Source organism: Actinomyces gaoshouyii (genome assembly GCF_002072175.1).
In the GTDB taxonomy this organism is placed as follows: domain Bacteria; phylum Actinomycetota; class Actinomycetes; order Actinomycetales; family Actinomycetaceae; genus Actinomyces; species Actinomyces gaoshouyii.
This window is the reverse complement of record NZ_MVIV01000003.1, coordinates 127,594-144,046: the sequence shown is the minus strand read 5'-3', so window position 1 is coordinate 144,046 and position 16,453 is coordinate 127,594. Positions and strand designations below refer to the sequence as shown.

General features: G+C 72.4%; 12 protein-coding genes and 1 pseudogene. 4 read left to right on the top strand and 9 right to left on the bottom strand.

Annotated features, from left to right (window positions below; genetic code table 11):
* Positions 1 to 109 precede the first annotated feature (109 nt).
* Both B1H50_RS03945 and ptsP read right to left on the bottom strand, forming a co-directional pair.
* Positions 110 to 1,066: an acyl-CoA thioesterase gene (locus B1H50_RS03945; RefSeq protein WP_080462485.1), complete on the bottom strand. Its 957-nt coding sequence runs from the start codon at positions 1,064 to 1,066 to the stop codon at positions 110 to 112.
* The gene (gene ptsP / locus B1H50_RS03940) at positions 1,063 to 2,760 is read right to left on the bottom strand and encodes a phosphoenolpyruvate--protein phosphotransferase (protein ID WP_080462484.1); all 1,698 of its coding nucleotides are present in this window, start codon (positions 2,758 to 2,760) and stop codon (positions 1,063 to 1,065) included. The genes B1H50_RS03945 and ptsP overlap by 4 nt, the downstream gene beginning before the upstream one ends.
* Positions 2,761 to 2,997: 237 nt before the next feature.
* On the opposite strand from ptsP, the pseudogene B1H50_RS03935 reads away from it, so the two are divergent.
* Both B1H50_RS03935 and malQ read left to right on the top strand, forming a co-directional pair.
* A pseudogene (locus B1H50_RS03935) lies at positions 2,998 to 3,255 on the top strand (glucose PTS transporter subunit EIIB); the annotation flags it as partial.
* Between the two features lie 248 nt (positions 3,256 to 3,503).
* Positions 3,504 to 5,690, top strand: a complete 2,187-nt coding sequence (malQ, locus tag B1H50_RS03930; protein ID WP_080462482.1) for a 4-alpha-glucanotransferase — start codon at positions 3,504 to 3,506, stop codon at positions 5,688 to 5,690.
* A gap of 81 nt (positions 5,691 to 5,771) precedes the next feature.
* Here malQ and B1H50_RS03925 read toward each other — a convergent pair whose 3' ends face one another.
* The 7 genes from B1H50_RS03925 to B1H50_RS03895 form a co-directional block, all read right to left on the bottom strand.
* Positions 5,772 to 6,230: a PTS sugar transporter subunit IIA gene (locus B1H50_RS03925; protein ID WP_080462481.1), complete on the bottom strand. Its 459-nt coding sequence runs from the start codon at positions 6,228 to 6,230 to the stop codon at positions 5,772 to 5,774.
* Positions 6,227 to 6,508: a glucose PTS transporter subunit EIIB gene (locus B1H50_RS03920; protein WP_268237223.1), complete on the bottom strand. Its 282-nt coding sequence runs from the start codon at positions 6,506 to 6,508 to the stop codon at positions 6,227 to 6,229. Before B1H50_RS03920 ends, B1H50_RS03925 begins: the two co-directional genes overlap by 4 nt.
* A 71-nt stretch (positions 6,509 to 6,579) precedes the next feature.
* Positions 6,580 to 7,389, bottom strand: coding sequence for a GntR family transcriptional regulator (locus B1H50_RS03915; protein ID WP_080462479.1), 810 nt, complete (start codon positions 7,387 to 7,389; stop codon positions 6,580 to 6,582).
* A gap of 119 nt (positions 7,390 to 7,508) precedes the next feature.
* The gene (gene pepN, locus B1H50_RS03910) at positions 7,509 to 10,088 is read right to left on the bottom strand and encodes an aminopeptidase N (RefSeq protein ID WP_080462478.1); all 2,580 of its coding nucleotides are present in this window, start codon (positions 10,086 to 10,088) and stop codon (positions 7,509 to 7,511) included.
* A 123-nt stretch (positions 10,089 to 10,211) separates the two neighbouring features.
* The gene (locus B1H50_RS03905) at positions 10,212 to 11,297 is read right to left on the bottom strand and encodes an LCP family protein (protein WP_229657943.1); all 1,086 of its coding nucleotides are present in this window, start codon (positions 11,295 to 11,297) and stop codon (positions 10,212 to 10,214) included.
* Positions 11,298 to 11,317: 20 nt separating this feature from the next.
* Positions 11,318 to 12,322 carry an LPXTG cell wall anchor domain-containing protein gene (locus tag B1H50_RS03900; protein ID WP_080462477.1) on the bottom strand — a complete coding sequence of 335 codons (1,005 nt, stop codon included), beginning with the start codon at positions 12,320 to 12,322 and terminating at the stop codon, positions 11,318 to 11,320.
* Between the two features lie 289 nt (positions 12,323 to 12,611).
* Positions 12,612 to 14,732 (bottom strand): M13 family metallopeptidase, encoded by a 2,121-nt coding sequence (locus tag B1H50_RS03895; protein ID WP_080462476.1) that lies wholly within the window; start codon positions 14,730 to 14,732, stop codon positions 12,612 to 12,614.
* Positions 14,733 to 14,824: 92 nt separating this feature from the next.
* On the opposite strand from B1H50_RS03895, the gene B1H50_RS03890 reads away from it, so the two are divergent.
* Together B1H50_RS03890 and B1H50_RS03885 are read left to right on the top strand one after the other, a co-directional pair.
* Positions 14,825 to 15,286 (top strand): ribose-5-phosphate isomerase, encoded by a 462-nt coding sequence (locus B1H50_RS03890; protein WP_080462475.1) that lies wholly within the window; start codon positions 14,825 to 14,827, stop codon positions 15,284 to 15,286.
* Positions 15,287 to 15,338: 52 nt separating this feature from the next.
* The gene (locus tag B1H50_RS03885; protein WP_080462474.1) at positions 15,339 to 16,448 is read left to right on the top strand and encodes a glycerate kinase; all 1,110 of its coding nucleotides are present in this window, start codon (positions 15,339 to 15,341) and stop codon (positions 16,446 to 16,448) included.
* The last annotated feature ends 5 nt before the right edge of the window (positions 16,449 to 16,453 follow it).

Genomic DNA, 16,453 nt, shown 5'->3' with positions numbered 1-16,453 from the left:
GCGATTGAGCCGAGCGACGCCGAGCTTGCTCGAGCGTCCGAGGCGATTGAGTGGTGTTGCAGGCCGTAGGCCGATCACACGCGACTGGGGCGACCCGCGCGCTGAGGGCTCAGACGTCGAAGCGGACGGCCCAGTCGCCGCTGCCGCGCGAGGTGGCCGTGGGCATGCGGATCATGCCCTCCTGGGCGATCGTGGAGACCAGGCGGCCGGCGGAGTCGAAGACCTCCGCCCGCGCCACCGCGCGCCCGCCCTGCGAGGTGGGGGAGTCCTGGACGAACAGCAGCCAGTCCGAGGCATCGACATCCCGGTGGAACCACTGGGCGTGGTCGAGCGTGGCCAGGCTCATCCCCTCGCTGCGCCAGCTCAGCCCCTGGCTGCGCAGCGCCGGCTCCAGCATCACCTGGTCGCACACGTAGGTCAGCAGCGCCCGGTGCACCGTCTGCGAGGCCTTGGCCGGGATGCGCCCGCGCGAGCGCAGCCAGAGACGCTGCCTGTTGGTGACCTCGGCGCCCGGACCGAGGTAGATGTTCCCCTCCACATGGCGGATGTCGAAGGGAGCGGTGCGCCCGAGGAACTTGGCCGCCGGGTCGTCCAGCGTCCGGAAGATCTCCAGTGCGCTCACCAACTCCTCGGGGCCGGGCACCGACGGCGCGGCGACCTGGGCCTGCGAGCCCTCCTGATCGATCTGGAAGGAGGCGATCATGGCCAGGATCGCCCGGCCCGCCTGTAGGGCGGTGGTGCGGCGCTGGGAGAAGGAGCGCCCGTCGTGGAGGCGCTCCACCTCGTAGACCACGGGCTGCTTGGGATCCCCGCCCCGCATGAAGTACGCGTGGAGCGAGTGCGGCAGGCGCGGCTCCAGGGCCTCGTCGGCCGCCTCCGGAAGGGTGGCGGCGGCCGCCAGGAGCCCCTGGGCGATGACCTGCCCGCCGTAGATGCGCCCGGAGAGGTGGGGGAGGGAGTCGCCGAGGAACGAGTCGGTCCCGTCACCCTCCGCCAGTGCCAGGATGCGGGTGAGGGAGCCGAGCGGCTCCTCGCTGGCGGAGGGGACGGGATACGGCGTCGTCACAGGCCGAGTTCCTCCAGGATCGGCAGCTTGGCGCGCACGGCCGCGCGCGCGTCTTCGGCGGTGGCCGAGTCGATGGCGAGGCGCGCCAACTCCTGGCACTCCTCGAAGGTCACCGACTTCATGACGGCGTCCACGTCCGGCAGGGCGCGCGCGGTCATGGACAGGCTCGCCACGCCGAGGCCCACGAGGACGGTGGCCAGGGCCGGGTCCGCGGCGGCCTCGCCGCACACGCCCACTGGGCGCCCGTGCGGGGCCGCGCCGTCGCAGGCCTGCTTGATGAGCCGCAGCACGGCCGGCTGCCAGGCGGTGGACAGGTCCGCCAGGGAGGACAGGAGACGGTCCGCCGCCATGACGTACTGGGTGAGGTCATTGGTGCCCACCGAGGCGAAGTCGGCGTACTCGAAGAGCTTGTCCGCCATGAGGGCGGCCGAGGGGACCTCGATCATCATGCCGGCCGTCTTGAGGCCGTAGGAGCGCGCCTTGTCCGTGAAGGCCTTGGCCTCCTCGGCGGTGGAGATCATGGGGGCCATGACCCACACCTTGGCGTCCGTGGCCGCCTCGGCCTTGGCCAGCGCCTCGAGCTGATGCTCGAGCACATCGGGGTCGCGGCGGGCGGTCCGGTAGGCGCGCACGCCGAGGGCGGGGTTGGCCTCCGTCGCGTCGGTGAGGAAGGGCAGGGGCTTGTCGGCGCCCGCGTCCAGGGTCCGCACGACGACCTTCTTGCCGGGGAAGGCGGCCAGGACGCCGGTGTAGGCCTCCACCTGAGCCTCGATGGTGGGCTCATCGGGCTGGTCGAGGAAGCAGAACTCCGTGCGGAACAGGCCCACGCCCATGGCTCCCGCCTCAGCGGCGCTGCGGGCGCCGGCGGCGTCGCCCACATTGGCGAGCAGCTGGACCTCCCGGCCGTCCTTCGTGGCGCCGTCGCCGTTGAAGACGCGCACCCGGCTGGCGAGCTCCTTGGCCCGGCGCAGCGCTCCCTCGTCGGGGTTGAGCGTGATGACGCCCTTCGTGCCGTCCACCAGGACGATGTCCCCATCATGGAGCTGGTCGACGACCTCGGCGCCGGTGCCCACGATGGCGGGCATGCCCAGGGCCCGGGCGAGGATGGCCGTGTGCGAGGTGGGGCCGCCCTCGGAGGTGATGAAGGCGATGACCTTCTCCGGGTCCAGCAGGGCGGTGTCCGCCGGTGCCAGGTCCTCGGCCACCAGGATGAAGGGCTCGGGCAGCATCGGGATGCCGGGCATGGGGGAGTCGGTCAGGACGGCGACGATGCGGTCGCGCACGTCGGCGACGTCGCGCGTGCGCTCAGCCATGTAGCCGCCGAGCGACGCGAGCATCGAGGCGAGGGTGCCGGCGGCCTCCCAGACGGCCCGCTCGGGCACGAGCCTGCGCTCGCGGACCATGGCCTGCGCGGAGGAGGTGAGGGTGGGGTCGGCGGCCATCTGCGCCGTCGTCTCCAGGAGGGTGCGGCCCTCGCCCTTGGCCTGGGCGGCGGAGAGCTCCAGGCCCTTCTTGACGGTCTGAGCCGCGGCCTCGATCCGCTCGCACTCCTTGTCGAGGTCGCGGGAGGCGTCGATCAGCGCGAGCTCGGGCTCGGGGATGCCCGGTGCCATGCGGGCAACGGGCCCGGCGACGAGGCCGGGGCTCACGCCGATACCGGACAGGGAAGTGGGAGATGCATCGGACAGCGCCATGAGTGCTCCTCGTCAGTGATGGAGGCGGTCGTAGGGCCCATTGTGCACGCCTGGGGGCGCTTTCGGGAGGGAAACCGGAGTATGAATCACGATTGGCACACGACTCCGCCCATAAGGGAGCCCAGCGCTCCAGGGAAGTGATGGAGGACACATGATGGCGAGCCGTGCCCGGTTGCGGCGGGGGCGGCCTGATAATTAGATCTCGGATCACTCTCGCGCCGGTGGGCGCGGGGGCAGTGCATGAAGACGAGCGAAGGAGTAGCGATGAGCGCGACTGCGGAGAGCATTGTCGCCGGCCTCGGTGGCAGCGAGAACATCATGGTCCTCGAGCCCTGCATCACCCGGCTCAGGGTCGAGGTCGTCGATCAGGGGAAGGTCGATGAGGAGGCCCTGAGGGCCGCAGGGGCCTTCGGCGTGGTCCGCTCCGGCTCCGTCGTGCAGGTCGTCGTCGGCCCGACGGCGGACGCCCTCGCCGATGAGATAGCGGCCCTCTGAGCCGCACTCCCATGCCGCCCATCCGCTGTCGCCCCTGCGGGCGCGACTCGCCGACGGGCGGCTTTGGCGCTCCGGCCCAGACTATGCAAGGCTTGCAGCAACACGCGGACCCCATCCTGTTCCTACGACCGCGACTGACTACGGCGTCACCCCGGCGGGAGGGTCCGTATCCGATCAATCCCGAGCGCGACGGCATCGTACGAGCGCTCCCGGCGTGAGAGCGCTCACGAGAACAGGCGGCACTGCCCATGACTGAGTCGACCCCCGTTGGAACCGCCCCTGACGAGCCCGCGGACGAGGACCTCAAGCGCCTCGCGGAGATGCACGGCGTGTCCACCGAGTACTGGGATTACCACGGCAACCGCGCCGCCCCCGGCCGCGCCACCCTCGTGGCGGTCCTCGCCGCACTCGGAGTGGCGGCCGCGACCGATGCCCAGATCAAGGCATCCCTGGCCGACGCCGAGCTCGCGCCCTGGAGGCGCATCCTCCCCCCGACCGTCGTGCGCCGCCAGGGATGGGAGGCCCCCGTGGCGGTCCACGTCCCCGACGGCGCGACGGTCACCGTGCGCGTCGAACTCGAGTCCGGGGGCTCCGTCGAGCTGGAGCAGGCCGAGGACTGGGAGCGCCCCCGGGAGGTCGACGGCGTCCTCACCGGCCGCGCCTCCTTCCGCATCCCCGGGGACCTGCCGCTGGGCTGGCATACCCTCGTGGCCGAGATCGAGGCCGTCGAGGGCCGCCCCGCCACCACCGCCACGGCGGCGCTGGCGATGACCCCGGACCGCCTGGAACTCCCCGCGAGCCTGGGCGAGCGAGGCTGGGGCGTCATGGCGCAGCTCTACTCGGCGCGCTCGGCCGACTCCTGGGGCATCGGGGACGCGGACGATCTCACCGAGCTCGCCTCCTTCTTCGGCGACGAGGGCGCTGACTTCCTGCTCATCAACCCCCTGCACGCGGCCGAGCCCTCGGGGGAGATGACGCCGTCGCCCTACCTCCCGGTCACCCGGCGCTTCGTCAACCCGATCTACATCCGGCCCGAGGCGATCCCGGAGATGACCCGACTGTCCGGGCCGCGCCGCTCTCTCATCCAGTGGTCCCTGGAGGAGCTCGCAGCGACCAACCGCACCGTCGCCCCGATCGATCGGGACACCATCTGGAAGCTCAAGCGCGATGCCCTCGAGGTCGTCTTCTCCGCGGGGCGCTCGCGCTCCCGGCGCCGGGACTTCGAGCGCTTCCGCGCCGAGGCCGGCGAGGGCCTGGAGCGTTTCGCCCTGTGGTGCGCGCTCACCGAGGAGCACGGTGAGATGGCCGACTGGCCCGAGAACCTCAAGGACCCCTCATCCGCCTTCGTGGCCGATGAAGCCCGCGCCCTGACCGATCGCATCGACTTCTACGCCTGGCTCCAGTGGATCGTCGATGAGCAGCTGGCCCGGGCCCAGGAGCAGGCCAAGGCCTCCGGCATGGCACTGGGGATCATGGACGACCTCGCCGTGGGCGTCCATGCCCGGGGCGCGGATGTCTGGTCCGAGCCCGAGGCCTTCGCCTCCGGCATCGAGGTGGGCGCCCCGCCGGACATGTACAACCAGTTGGGGCAGAACTGGTCTCAGCCGCCGTGGAGCCCCGTCTACCTGGCGGAGACCGCCTTCCAGCCACTGCGGGACATGGTGCGCACGGTCCTGCGTCATGCCGGCGCGCTGCGCGTCGACCATATCATCGGCCTGTTCCGCCTGTGGTGGATCCCCGAGGGCATGGGCGCCGCCTCCGGCGCCTACGTGCGCTACGACCACGAGGCGATGGTCGGCGTGGTCCTGTTGGAGGCCTACCGGGCCGGCGCCGTCATCATCGGCGAGGACCTGGGGACCGTGGAGCCCTGGGCCCGCGACTACCTGGCCAGCCGCGGCGTGCTGGGCACCTCCGTGCTCTGGTTCGAGAAGCAGGGCGATGGCTGGCCGCTCCAGCCGCAGGACTACCGGCGCCTCGCGCTGTCCACGGTCAACACCCACGATCTGCCGCCCACCGCGGGGTATCTCGCCGACGAGCACGTCACCCTGCGCGAGCGCCTCGGCCTGCTGGCGGACCCGGTCGAGCAGGTGCGCGCCGAGGCGGGCGCGGAGCGCGACCGGATGATCGAGCGCCTGCGCGAGCATCGCCTGCTGGGCGCCAACCCCTCCGAGCGCGAGATCGTCGAGGCCCTCCACCGGTACATCGCGCGCACTGCCTCGGCTCTCATCGGCGTCGCCCTCGTGGACTGTGTCGGCGAGCGCAGGACGCAGAACCAGCCGGGCACGGACCAGGAGTACCCGAACTGGAGGATCCCCCTGGCGGATAGCTCGGGCGAGCCGGTCCTCATCGAGGACTTGCCGGGCAATGCGCGGCTGGCGAGCCTGTTCCAGGCGATCCGCCAGGAGATGGGCCAGCGCCGCACGCCCCGGGACTGAACGCTGTGAGTGCGAGGCGGGGCCCCGGCCGATCCGACCGGGGCCCCGCCTCGTTGGTCTCTGGGGACGCCGACCGTCCGCCTAGGACCAGGCGATGAGCGCGTTGCCGGGGGCGACGGCGGTGCCGGGGGCGGTGAGGGCGAGGTCGGCCTCGCCGGCGTCGAGGGCGATGATCGGGACGACCGGGTTGAACCCATCCCCCTCGATCCGGGCCGGGCTCCAGGTGATGATCGGGTCGCCCGCGCGGACCCTCGCCCCCTCCTCCCGATGGACGGTGAATCCCCTGCCCTCCAGGCCCAGGGTGTCCAAGCCCAGGTGGACGAGCACGCTCCTGCCGTCATCGGCGGCGATGACGAAGGCGTGCGGGTGGATCTTGGCCACGCGCCCGGGGATCGGCGCCAGCGTGACGACCTGTCCGGGGGCGCGGGGCGGATCGACGGCGATCCCCGGCCCGATCAGCCGGCCGGAGAAGACCGGGTCCGGGACATCCTCGAGGGCGATGACGGTCCCGGAAAGGGGAGAGAGGACCTCCAGGGTCATCGGAGGTCCTCAATCTGCTCGTAGAGCGCGTCCGCGGTGGGTCCGATGATGACCTGAACGACGTCGCCGACGGTGACGACGCCGTGGGCGCCGGCGGCCCTGAGCGCGGCCTCGTCGACAGCGGAGACGCTCTCCAGCTCGCAGCGCAACCGGGTGATGCAGGGCTCGATCTCGACGATGTTGTCGAAGCCGCCGAGGGCGTCGACGATCTGGCGTGCCTGGGACATGGTTGCTCCTCCTGGATGCGGTGGACGCGGCTGCGGTGCGCTGCCGGATATAGGGGCTGGATGTGAACAATACCGCTGATTGAGAGCGTGATCACTCCCGCTTCACCGGATGGGGGCGCCGTTCACCCGGTGGAGCGGGCGCTCCGCGGCGCTCGGGTCGTGGGCGAGCGGCGCGCCGCCGCGGGCTGAGGGGCCGCGACAGGCACCCACAGGGTGTAGCGGTCCGCGCGGTACAGCGAGCGGGAGTAGTCCACAGCGACGTCGTTGTGGAAGGCTCGGCGGGTGATGCCGAGGGCCGGTGCGCCCTCGGGCACGCCCAGGAGAATCGCCTCCTCCGAGGAGACGACATGCCCCTGGATGACGTCCTCGCCCCAATCCGGCTCCAGGCCGGCCTCCCCCAGGCGCCGGTAGACGGAGAAGTCGAGCGCTCCTTCGAGCAGGTCGGGCAGCAGCGAGGCGGTCAGCCAGTTCTCCTCGATCGCTATCGGGGTCGAGTCCGCCGTGCGCAGGCGCCTCAAGTGGTGCACCTCATCCCCTGTGGAGATCTCGAGGGCCTGGGCCACCTGAGGGGTGGCACGCGTGGTCTCAGCGGTCAGGAAGACGGATCCCGGCTCCATGCCGCGCCGGCGCATCTCATCGGTGAAGGAGGACAGGCGAAGTTGGAGGTCGAGCTTGGGCTGGGACACGAAGGTCCCCCGGCCCTGGTGGCGCTCCAGGGCGCCGTCGACGACGAGGGTGTCGATCGCCTGGCGCACCGTCATCCGGGACACGGAGAAGGTTTCGCACAACTCCCTCTCGGAGGGGATGAGCGAGCCCGGCTCGAGGCCATCGGCGATGAGGGCGAGGAGGTGGTCCCTCACGACGACGTACTTTGCAGGGGCGCGGGCGCCTGAGCGCGCGCGGCGGCTCGATGGGGAAGATGACGTGGTCATGGCGCTCTCGGGAAGGGGGCCAGGGGCGGGTCCCATTGTGCCCTGCCCCGTGACGACAATGTGCGCTCTTGGACGGGCGAGAGCCGCGAGGGGCCGTGAGAGGCCACGGCCCCTCGGGCTCAAATCGCCGATTGCGCCGCCTGGGCGCGGACCGCCCGGCGAGCGTCGTCGAGGTTCTCCGCCACGATCCGGCGCAGCGCGGCCGGGGCGTCGGCGTGGGCGTCCAGCCAGCCCTCGAGCGCCCCGATTGGATCGGCACCCGGAAGGCCGACGGTCGCGCAGGACCACAGCCCCTCCAGCAGGGCCTCGGCCATGTGGAAGGTCCGCGATGACCAGACGGACTCGATGGCGGCCACGTACTCCTCGACGAAGGGCACCATGAGCTCGGGGGCGCGCTCAACGCGGCCGAATCCGGCCAGCGCCTGGCGCTGCGTCTCATTGGGCATCGAGGAGTCCTCCACGAGCGCCCGCCAGGCCGCCGCCTTCGCCTCGGCGGTGGGGATCGAGGCGCGGGCGCCGGCCGCCCGCTCGCGGCCCGTGGTCGTGCGGTCATGGGCCTCCTCGGCGGCGATCTCTGCCTCGCCGGCGCGGCCGGCCGCCACCAGACCGGTGAGGAGCTCCCAGCGCATATCGGCGTCCACCGCCAGTCCCGGCAGGGCGGCGGAGCCATCGAGCCAGCCGGCGACGGCGTCGATCTGCTCCTCGCTCACGGCGTGAGCGGCCACGGCGCGCACGAGCTGGAGCTGGCGGTCGCTGCCCGGCTCGGCGCCGCGGGCCAGGGCCAGCAGGGCGGCGGCCGCCTCGGGGGCGGCCTCGCGGCGCGCTGCGGGGGGCAGGTAGAGGGCAAGGCAGGTGCCGATCCGCGCCAGGAGGCCCTGAACCACGCTCGAGTGGGGCTCCACCTTCAGCGCCTCCAGGGCGGCGCAGAGGTAGTGGGAGGCGGGCAGCTCGCCGTCGCGCACCATGTCCCAGGCCGAGGCCAGGACGAGCGAGCGAGCCAGCGAATCGGTGAAGTCGCCGATCCCCTCCAGCGCGGCGGACAGGGAGGCCTCGTCGAGGCGGTGCTTGGCATAGGTGAGGTCGTCGTCGTTGACGAGCAGGACCTCGGGGCGGGGCAGGCCGACCAGGCCCGGCACCGGCGTGCGCGCGCCGGCGATGTCCAGCTCGACGCGCTCGACCCGCGCCAGCGCGCCGGAGTCATCGTGGCTGTAGGCGCCGATCGCCAAGCGGTGCGGGCGAAGCGTCGCCGGTGAGCCCTCCGGGATCTCCTGGACGACGGCGGCGGAGGCGATGCGGCCCGCCTCATCCGTGGTGGTCTCCAAGCGCAGAGCCGTTACCCCGGCCTCCTGCAGCCACACCCGCGTCCAGGCCCCGAGATCCCGCCCGGAGACGGCTTCGAGCTCGCTCAGCAGGTCGGCCAGCGTCGCGTTGCCGAAGGCGTGCGCCTCCAGGTAGCGGGCGATGCCCGCGAAGAACCGCTCGCGGCCCACATAGGCCACGAGGGCGGTGAGCACCGAGGCGCCCTTGGCGTAGGTGATGCCGTCGAAGTTCACCTCGACGTCGTGAAGATCCCTGATCTCGGCGGCGATCGGGTGGGTGGAGGAGAGCTGGTCCTGGTTGTAGGCCCAGGCCTTCTCCAAGGTCTGGAAGGTGGTCCAGGCGTCGGTGAAGCGCGTCGTCTCGGCCGTGGCCAGGGTGGAGGTGTACTCGGCGAAGGACTCGTTGAGCCACAGGTCGTTCCACCACTCCATGGTCACCAGGTCCCCGAACCACATGTGTGCCAGCTCGTGGAGGATCGTCACCGCGCGCCGCTCGACGCGGGCCTCCACCGGGCGGGAGCGGAAGACGTAGTCGTCCCGGTGGGTGACGATCCCGGCGTTCTCCATGGCGCCGGCGTTGAACTCGGGGACGAAGACCTGGTCGTACTTCGGGAAGGCGTAGGGCGTGCCGAACAGCTCCTCGTAGAAGGCGAAGCCGCCCTTGGTCAGCGCCAGGATCTCGTCGGCGTCGAGGTGCTCGGCCAGCGAGGCGCGGCAGTACACGCCCAGCGGCACCACGCGGCCGTCGTCAGCGCGGTACTCATCGCTGGCCCCCACGTACGGCCCGGCGACGATCGCCGTGATGTAGGAGCTCATGCGCTCGCTCGGCGCGAAGGAGAAGACCCGCGCCCCAGCGCCCGCGGGGCTCGGCGCGGGGGTGGGGGAGTTGGAGAAGACGGTCCAGCCATCGGGCACCGTGACGGTGAAGGTGAAGGAGGCCTTGAGATCGGGCTGCTCGAAGACCGCGAAGACGCGCCGGGAGTCGGGCACCTCGAACTGCGTGTAGAGGTAGGTGGCGCCATCGGCGGGGTCGGTGAAGCGGTGCAGGCCCTCACCGGTGCGCATGTAGGCGCAGTCGGCGGCGACGACGAGCTCGTTGGACTCCGCCAGCCCCTCCAGGGCGATCCGGGAGTCCGCGTAGACCTCGGCCGGGTCGAGAGCGGTCCCGTTGAGGCGGACCTCGCGCACCCGCGGGGCGATGAGGTCGATGAAGGTCGAGGAGCCCGGCGTCGCGCGGAACCGTGCGGTGGTCACCGATCGGAAGGTCGCCTGGTCGGGGTCCGCCGCCCCGGACAGGTCCAGGACGACGTCGTAGCTCTCGGCGGTCACGAGCGAGGCGCGCTCGCGGGCCTCGGCGCGGGTCAGGTTGATTCCGGGCATCTGCGCTCCTGTCATCATGGCGGGGCTCGCTCGCCCCGCGGGGCTTCGCCCGATCCTCTCATCGCCGCGCCGGCGCGGCCCCCTCATGCGCGGCGCGTGAACAGCGCTGGGTCGCCCGGGGCGTCAGGGCGCGCAGGTGCCGGGGGCGTAGCCCCGGGCCGAGAGCGCGGAGTAGGTCTCCGGCGTGGGCAGCGCGATGAAGCCGCCGCTCTGGGTGGGGGCCGGGACGGTGGTGACCTCCACCGCCCGGGAGTCCTGGGCGCCCTCGACCCCGTCGGCCAGGTCCCAGCCGAGCCGGGCGAGATCGATCAGCCCCGTGCCCTCGTCGGTGGTGAGGGCGCCGGCCACGGCGTGCGCCAGGGAGCGCGCGCCCCACGGGGTTGAGGCCTCCTGGGCGAGGGCCGTGATGAGGGCGCTCATGACGAGGCCGGTGGATTCGCTGCGGCGCTGGGCCCCCTCGGCCTCGCTCAGGGCGGTCCACTGCCCGTCGCGCAGAATCTGCGGGTGGCGGGAGCGCACGAGCGCAAGGGCGTCGATCCCGCTGAGGGTGTGCGCGCCGGAGGCGGGGATGTCGAGCCCCGCCATCTCGTCGCGGACGGGCTCGGGGATGTCGAGCGTGAGCCCGCCGACGGCGTCGACGAGGCTCGCGAAGCCCCCCATATCGACGGTCACCAGGTGCGCGGTGGGCACGCCCAGGGCGGAGCACAGCAGGTCGACGGTGCTCTGCGGGCCCTGGAGGTAGGAGGTCGTCAGGCGCTCGCGCTGAAGGCCGCCGGCGGTCAGGGTGAGGTCGCGGGGCAGGACGATCGCGCGTGGGATCCCGGGGCCGGGCTGGAGGAGGACGACGACGTCGGCCCGAGCGCCCGACCGATCCTCGGAGGCGTCCCCGTAGCGGTCCGGCCCGCCCGGCACGCTGAGCCGGGAGTCGGTGCCGATGATGAGCCAGGTCTCGCCCTGGTAGGGGACGGTGGCGTCGCCCTCGGCCAGGGCGCTCGCGGGGCGGGGCATCGCGACGGGCACGTGCCTGATGCGGTGGGCGAGGAGCCCGAGGTCGCCGAGCGCCAGGGCGAGGACGAGCACGAGGCCGGCGATGAGAATGGTCAGGGCGCGATGAGCACGGGCGGAACGGCGCGCCCGGGCCCCGAACGCGATGAGCGCTTTCGGGGCCCGGGCGGGCGCGGGGTCAGGAGCGGCGGGTGAGCTGCTCACTCGACCGACCCGATGAGGCGTCAGGCGCGACGATGACGGGCCGCCAGGAGCAGGCCGCCGGCGGTGGCGAGGCTGCCGCCGATGATGATGAAGGTCATCGCGTCAGCACCGGTGCTGGCCAGGTCCTCCTTGCCCTCCTTCGCGGGGGCGGTGTTCTGCGCCGCGGCGGGAGTAGCGGTGTTCTGCGCCGCGGCGGGAGCAGGGGCGTTCTGCGCCGCGGCCGGGGCGGCCGGGGCGGCCGGGGCAGCAGTGGCAGTGGCGTCGGGGGAGCCCATGAGCTCGCTGCCGTCCTTGCCCTCGTAGGAGAACACGCCGCCGGAGACGGCCACCTTGCGCTCGAGAGTGCCGCCCTCGCCGTAGCGGGAGCCCTCGACGACGGCGTCGTAGGAGCCGTCGGCGATGCCGGTCGGGGCCGGGAAGGAGGCGGCGATCCTGCCCTCGGCGTCGGCGGTCATGGTGGCCAGGGTGGCCACGACGTCGCCGTTGCCGTCCCTGAGGGTCAGCGTGACGGTCTCATCGGGGGTGAAGCCGGAGCCGGAGAACTCGAAGCTCTGGGCGTCGCCGTCGTCCTTGAGGGTCAGCGCGGCCTCGGCCTTGGTGGCGTCCAGGATGAGGCGCTGGGCGGTGATCGTGCCATCGTCCTTGCCGTACTGGACGCACTGGGCCGCGAGGACCCAGGGCTCGGTGGTCGGGGCGACGCCGACCTGCCCCACGGCGTCGGCCAGGTCGATGGTGCCGGACCAGGTGCTGTTACCGGGCGCGACGTTGATGGTGGTGGGGGTCGCGGCCTTGATGTTGTCGTCCGAGTCGCCTTGGGCGAGGGTCACCAGGACGGTGGCGGGGTTCTCGGCGGTGCTGGCGCAGCCGGTGCCGCTGACGGGGAAGGCGGTGCTGGCGGGGTCGGCGGTGTCGGCGACGTCGTCGCTGAACGCGAAGTCGGGCTCGTCGGCGGTCGCGGTGGTGGTGACGGCGCCGGCGGCGAGAAGGGCCGCGGCGGTGATGGCGAAGGGGCGTCCAAGACGCATCTGTGTCCTCCTTGAGGTCGGGGTGCGCCATGGGGCGCCTGGGGACGGTCACGATCTTGCACCGATCCGATTGCGGTCGCAAGGGCGCATCGCCCGTATGACGAGCCCGTTTCACGTCCCGGGGGCTTGCGCGCCGTACACGGTCCCGTCCGTTCCGACGACCGCCCATGGCCCGCAATGGCGCTCATTGGCGGTGACCGGCCGGCTCCCAGGAATCATCGGAGCCCATGGGACGCGACGGGGGCGGTGGGGAGTGCTCCCCGCCGCCCCCTGTCGGTGAGCCGCGGTCTTACCAAATGGACACGCGCTGCTCCGGGTCGAGCCACATGCCGTCGCCGGGGGACACGTCGAAGGCCTCGTAGAAGGCGTCGACATTGCTGGCGATCCCGTTGCAGCGGAACTCTGCCGGCGAGTGCGGGTCGATCGTCAGCAGCAGCTCGGCGTAATCGTCGCGGTTCTTCGTCCGCCAGATCCTCGCCCACGAGTAGAAGAAGCGCTGAAGGCCCGTCAGGCCGTCGATGACGGGTGCCCCCTCGAAGCCCTCGATGCCGGCGCGGGCCAGGGCCAGACGGTAGGCCTTGAGGGCGATGCCCACGCCCCCGAGGTCGCCGATGTTCTCCCCGATCGTCAGCGCGCCGTTGACATGGGGGATGTCGTCGGCAGGGGTGCCGGCCTGCTCGTGCCTGGCGGCGACGGCGGCCGGGATCAGGGCGTCGTACTGGGAGATGAGCGCGGAGGTGCGCGCGGAGAAGGCCTGACGGTCCTCGGGAGTCCACCAGTCGGCGACCTTCCCCGTGCCGTCGAAGGTCGAGCCCTGGTCGTCGAAGCCATGGCCGATCTCATGGCCGATGACGGCGCCGATGCCCGCGTAGTTGACGGCGTCATCGGCCCCGGGGTCGAAGAACGGGGGCTGGAGGATCGCGGCGGGGAAGACGATCTCGTTCATCGCCGGGTTGTAATAGGCGTTGACGGTCTGCGGGGTCATATGCCACTCGGCGCGGTCGATCGGCTCGCCCAGCTTGCGCAGGGCCCGGGCGTTCTCGTAGGCCTCCACCGAGCGGATGGAGGCCAGCAGATCCCCGGGGGTGATGTCGACGGCGGAGTAGTCCCGCCAGGTGTCCGGATACCCGATCTTGGGGGTGAACTGGTCGAGCTTGGCCAGGGCGCGCTCGCGGGTGGCCGGGCTCATCCACTCCAGGGAGGAGATGGAGTCCCGGTAGGCCTCGATGAGGTCGGCCACGAGCCGCTCCATGGCGGCCTTGTGCTCGGGTGGGAAGTGCTCAGCCACGTAGATCTCGCCCAGAGCCTCCCCGAGGCTCGACTCGACCAGGCCCACGCCGCGCTTCCAGCGCGGCCGCAGCTCATCGGTGCCCTGCAGGGTCCTGCCGTAGAAGTCGAAGCTGGCGCTCACGAAGTCGCTGGACAGCAGCGTGGCCCGGCTCTGGACGATATGCCAGCAGGCCCACGCCCGCAGGTCCTCCACGGGGGTGGACTGCCAGCAGCCGGCCATATGGGTGAGGTAGTCGGGCTGGTTGACGATCGTCTCGTCCAGGTAGGTGGTCCCCTCCACCCCCGCCGCGGCGGCGGCCGCCCGCGCGCCCTCGCGCCAGGCCTCCCAGGGGAAGGCGGGGGAGGAGCCCACGATCTGCTCCCAGGTCATCGGGTTGTTCGTCCTGTCGATATCCCGGCAGGCCACGCGGTCCCAGTGGCCCTTGGCCAGGGAGGTCTCGAGGGCCATGATCCGCTCGGCCAGGTCCTGCGCGAGCGCGCCGAGGCGCTCGGGCAGCCCGGCGAGCTCCAGCATCCTGGCCACGTGCGCGACATAGGCGGTGCGCAGGGCCTGGCGTCCCTCCTCGCGGTAGTAGGACTCATCGGGCAGGCCGAGGCCGGCCTGGTCCATCCAGGTGGTGTAGCGGTCCGGATCATTGATGTCGTTGTAGACGCCGGCGTCGATGGGTCCGGTGAAGTGCGCGCCCGCCCCCAGGGCCCGCGCGAGGGCCTCCTTGGTGGGGGCCTCCAGGACGGGGGCGAGCTCGGGGGTCAGGGGCGCTGCGCCCAAGGCCTCGATGCGCTCCTCATCCATGAAGGTCGCGAACAGGGCCCCGATCTTGCCCGCCGACGTGGTGGGGCGGGGCTGGGCCGCCTCCTCGCCCGCCGCGGCGTCGCGCAGGATCTCGTGGCAGGCCTCCTCGGCGGCGTCGCGAAGGAGCGTGAAGGAGCCCGTGCCCGGGCGGTCGGCGGGGATCTCGGCGGAGGCGAGCCAGGAGCCGTTGGCGTACCGGAACAGGTCGTCCTGCGGGCGCAGTCCGGCGTCGACGGCGTCGAGCTCGAGGACTCCCGCGCGGACACGGCCGGCATCGGGTGATTCAGGGGCGCTGGCTGTGCTGCCTGTGCTGGCTGTGGTGGTCATGCGCCCAACCTAACCCGGGGTCCATGCCGCTTCGCACATCTGTGGGCCGGCGGGGGTGGGCGCGCGCCGCGGCGCTGGGGCAGAATCGACCCATGCGCATCCATATCGCCACGGACCACGCCGCCTACGAGATCAAAGAGGCCCTCGTCGCTCACCTTCAGGATGCCGGCCATGAGGTCATCGACCACGGCGCCTTCTCCTACGACCCCGACGACGACTACCCCGCCTTCTGCCTGGCGGCGGCCCAGGCCGTCGTCGACGAGCCCGGCAGTCTCGGAGTGGTGCTGGGCGGCAGTGGGAACGGCGAGCAGATGGCCGCCAACCTCGTCGACGGCGCGCGCTGCGCCCTGGCCTGGAACCTGGAGACGGCGCGTCTGACCCGCGCCCACAATGACGCGAATATGGTGAGCGTGGGCGGGCGCATGCATTCGCTGGACGAGGCCCTGGCGATCGTCGACGCCTTCATCGCCGAGCCCTTCAGCGGGGCGGCGCGCCACCAGCGCCGCATCGACCAGCTGGCCGCCTACGAGGCGGCGCGCTGCGGGCGCGCCTGAGGCGAGCGCGGGGCGAGCCATTGACTGAGGAGAACATGAGAGGGGAGCGGCGATGCGGATCGTGCTCGCACCGGACTCATTCAAGGAGAACATGACGGCCCTCCGGGCCGCCAGGGCCATGGACGAGGGCGTGCGCGACGCCGTCCCCGGGGCCCGCACCGTCCTGATGCCCATGTCCGACGGCGGGGAGGGGTTCGTCGACGCGGTCGCCGCGTCCTGGGGCGCCGACATGATCAGCGCGCCCAGCGCCGACGCGCTCGGGCGCCCCATCGAGGCCGTCTACGGCCTGGCCGGCGACCGCGCCGTCATGGACGTCGCCGGCAGCGCCGGGCTGGAGCGAGTCGCCCCGGGCGAGCGGGACGTCCTGCGCTCCAGCACGCGCGGCCTGGGCATGCTCATGGCGCACGCACTGGAGGGCGGCGCCCGCACCCTCGTCATCGGCCTGGGCGGGTCGGCGACGAACGACGGCGGGCTGGGCATGCTCACCGAGCTCGGCGTCCGCCTCCTCGACGCCTCGGACGAGCCGGTCGGTCCTGAGCCGGCGCGGATGGGGCGCATCGAGCGCATCGATCTCGCGGGCCTGTCCGCCGCCGCCTGCGGGGCGACCATCCTCGTGGCCTGCGACGTCACCAACCCGCTGACCGGACCGAATGGCGCGACGGCGGTGTTCGGGCCCCAGAAGGGCGTCAGCGCCGACATGGTGGGAATCCTCGACGCCCGCCTCGCCCGGCTCGCCGAGCTCACCGGCACGCGGGCCGAGGCGGCGCAGCCGGGGGCCGGGGCGGCCGGGGGGCTCGGCTTCGCGCTGAGCGCCTTCCTCGGCGCGCGCATGCGCCCCGGTGTCGAGCTCGTCGCCGAGGCCATCGGGCTGCGCGACGCGATCGAGCGGGCCGACCTCGTCCTGACGGGGGAGGGCTCCGTCGACGAGCAGACCCTCAATGGCAAGACGCCCGCGGGCGTGGCCCGCCTGGCCCGGGAGGCGGGCGCGCCGTGCGTCGTCTTTGCCGGACGGATCAAGCCCGGCGCGGAGATCCTCCTCGACCACGGCGTGCGCGACCTCGTCAAGGTGGGGTCCCCCGACGAGCCGCTGGCCCAAGCCCTGGCCCGAGGCCCGCAGAACATGCGCGAGGCGGTCGCCGGCTACCTGCGGGCTCGCCTCTGACGCCC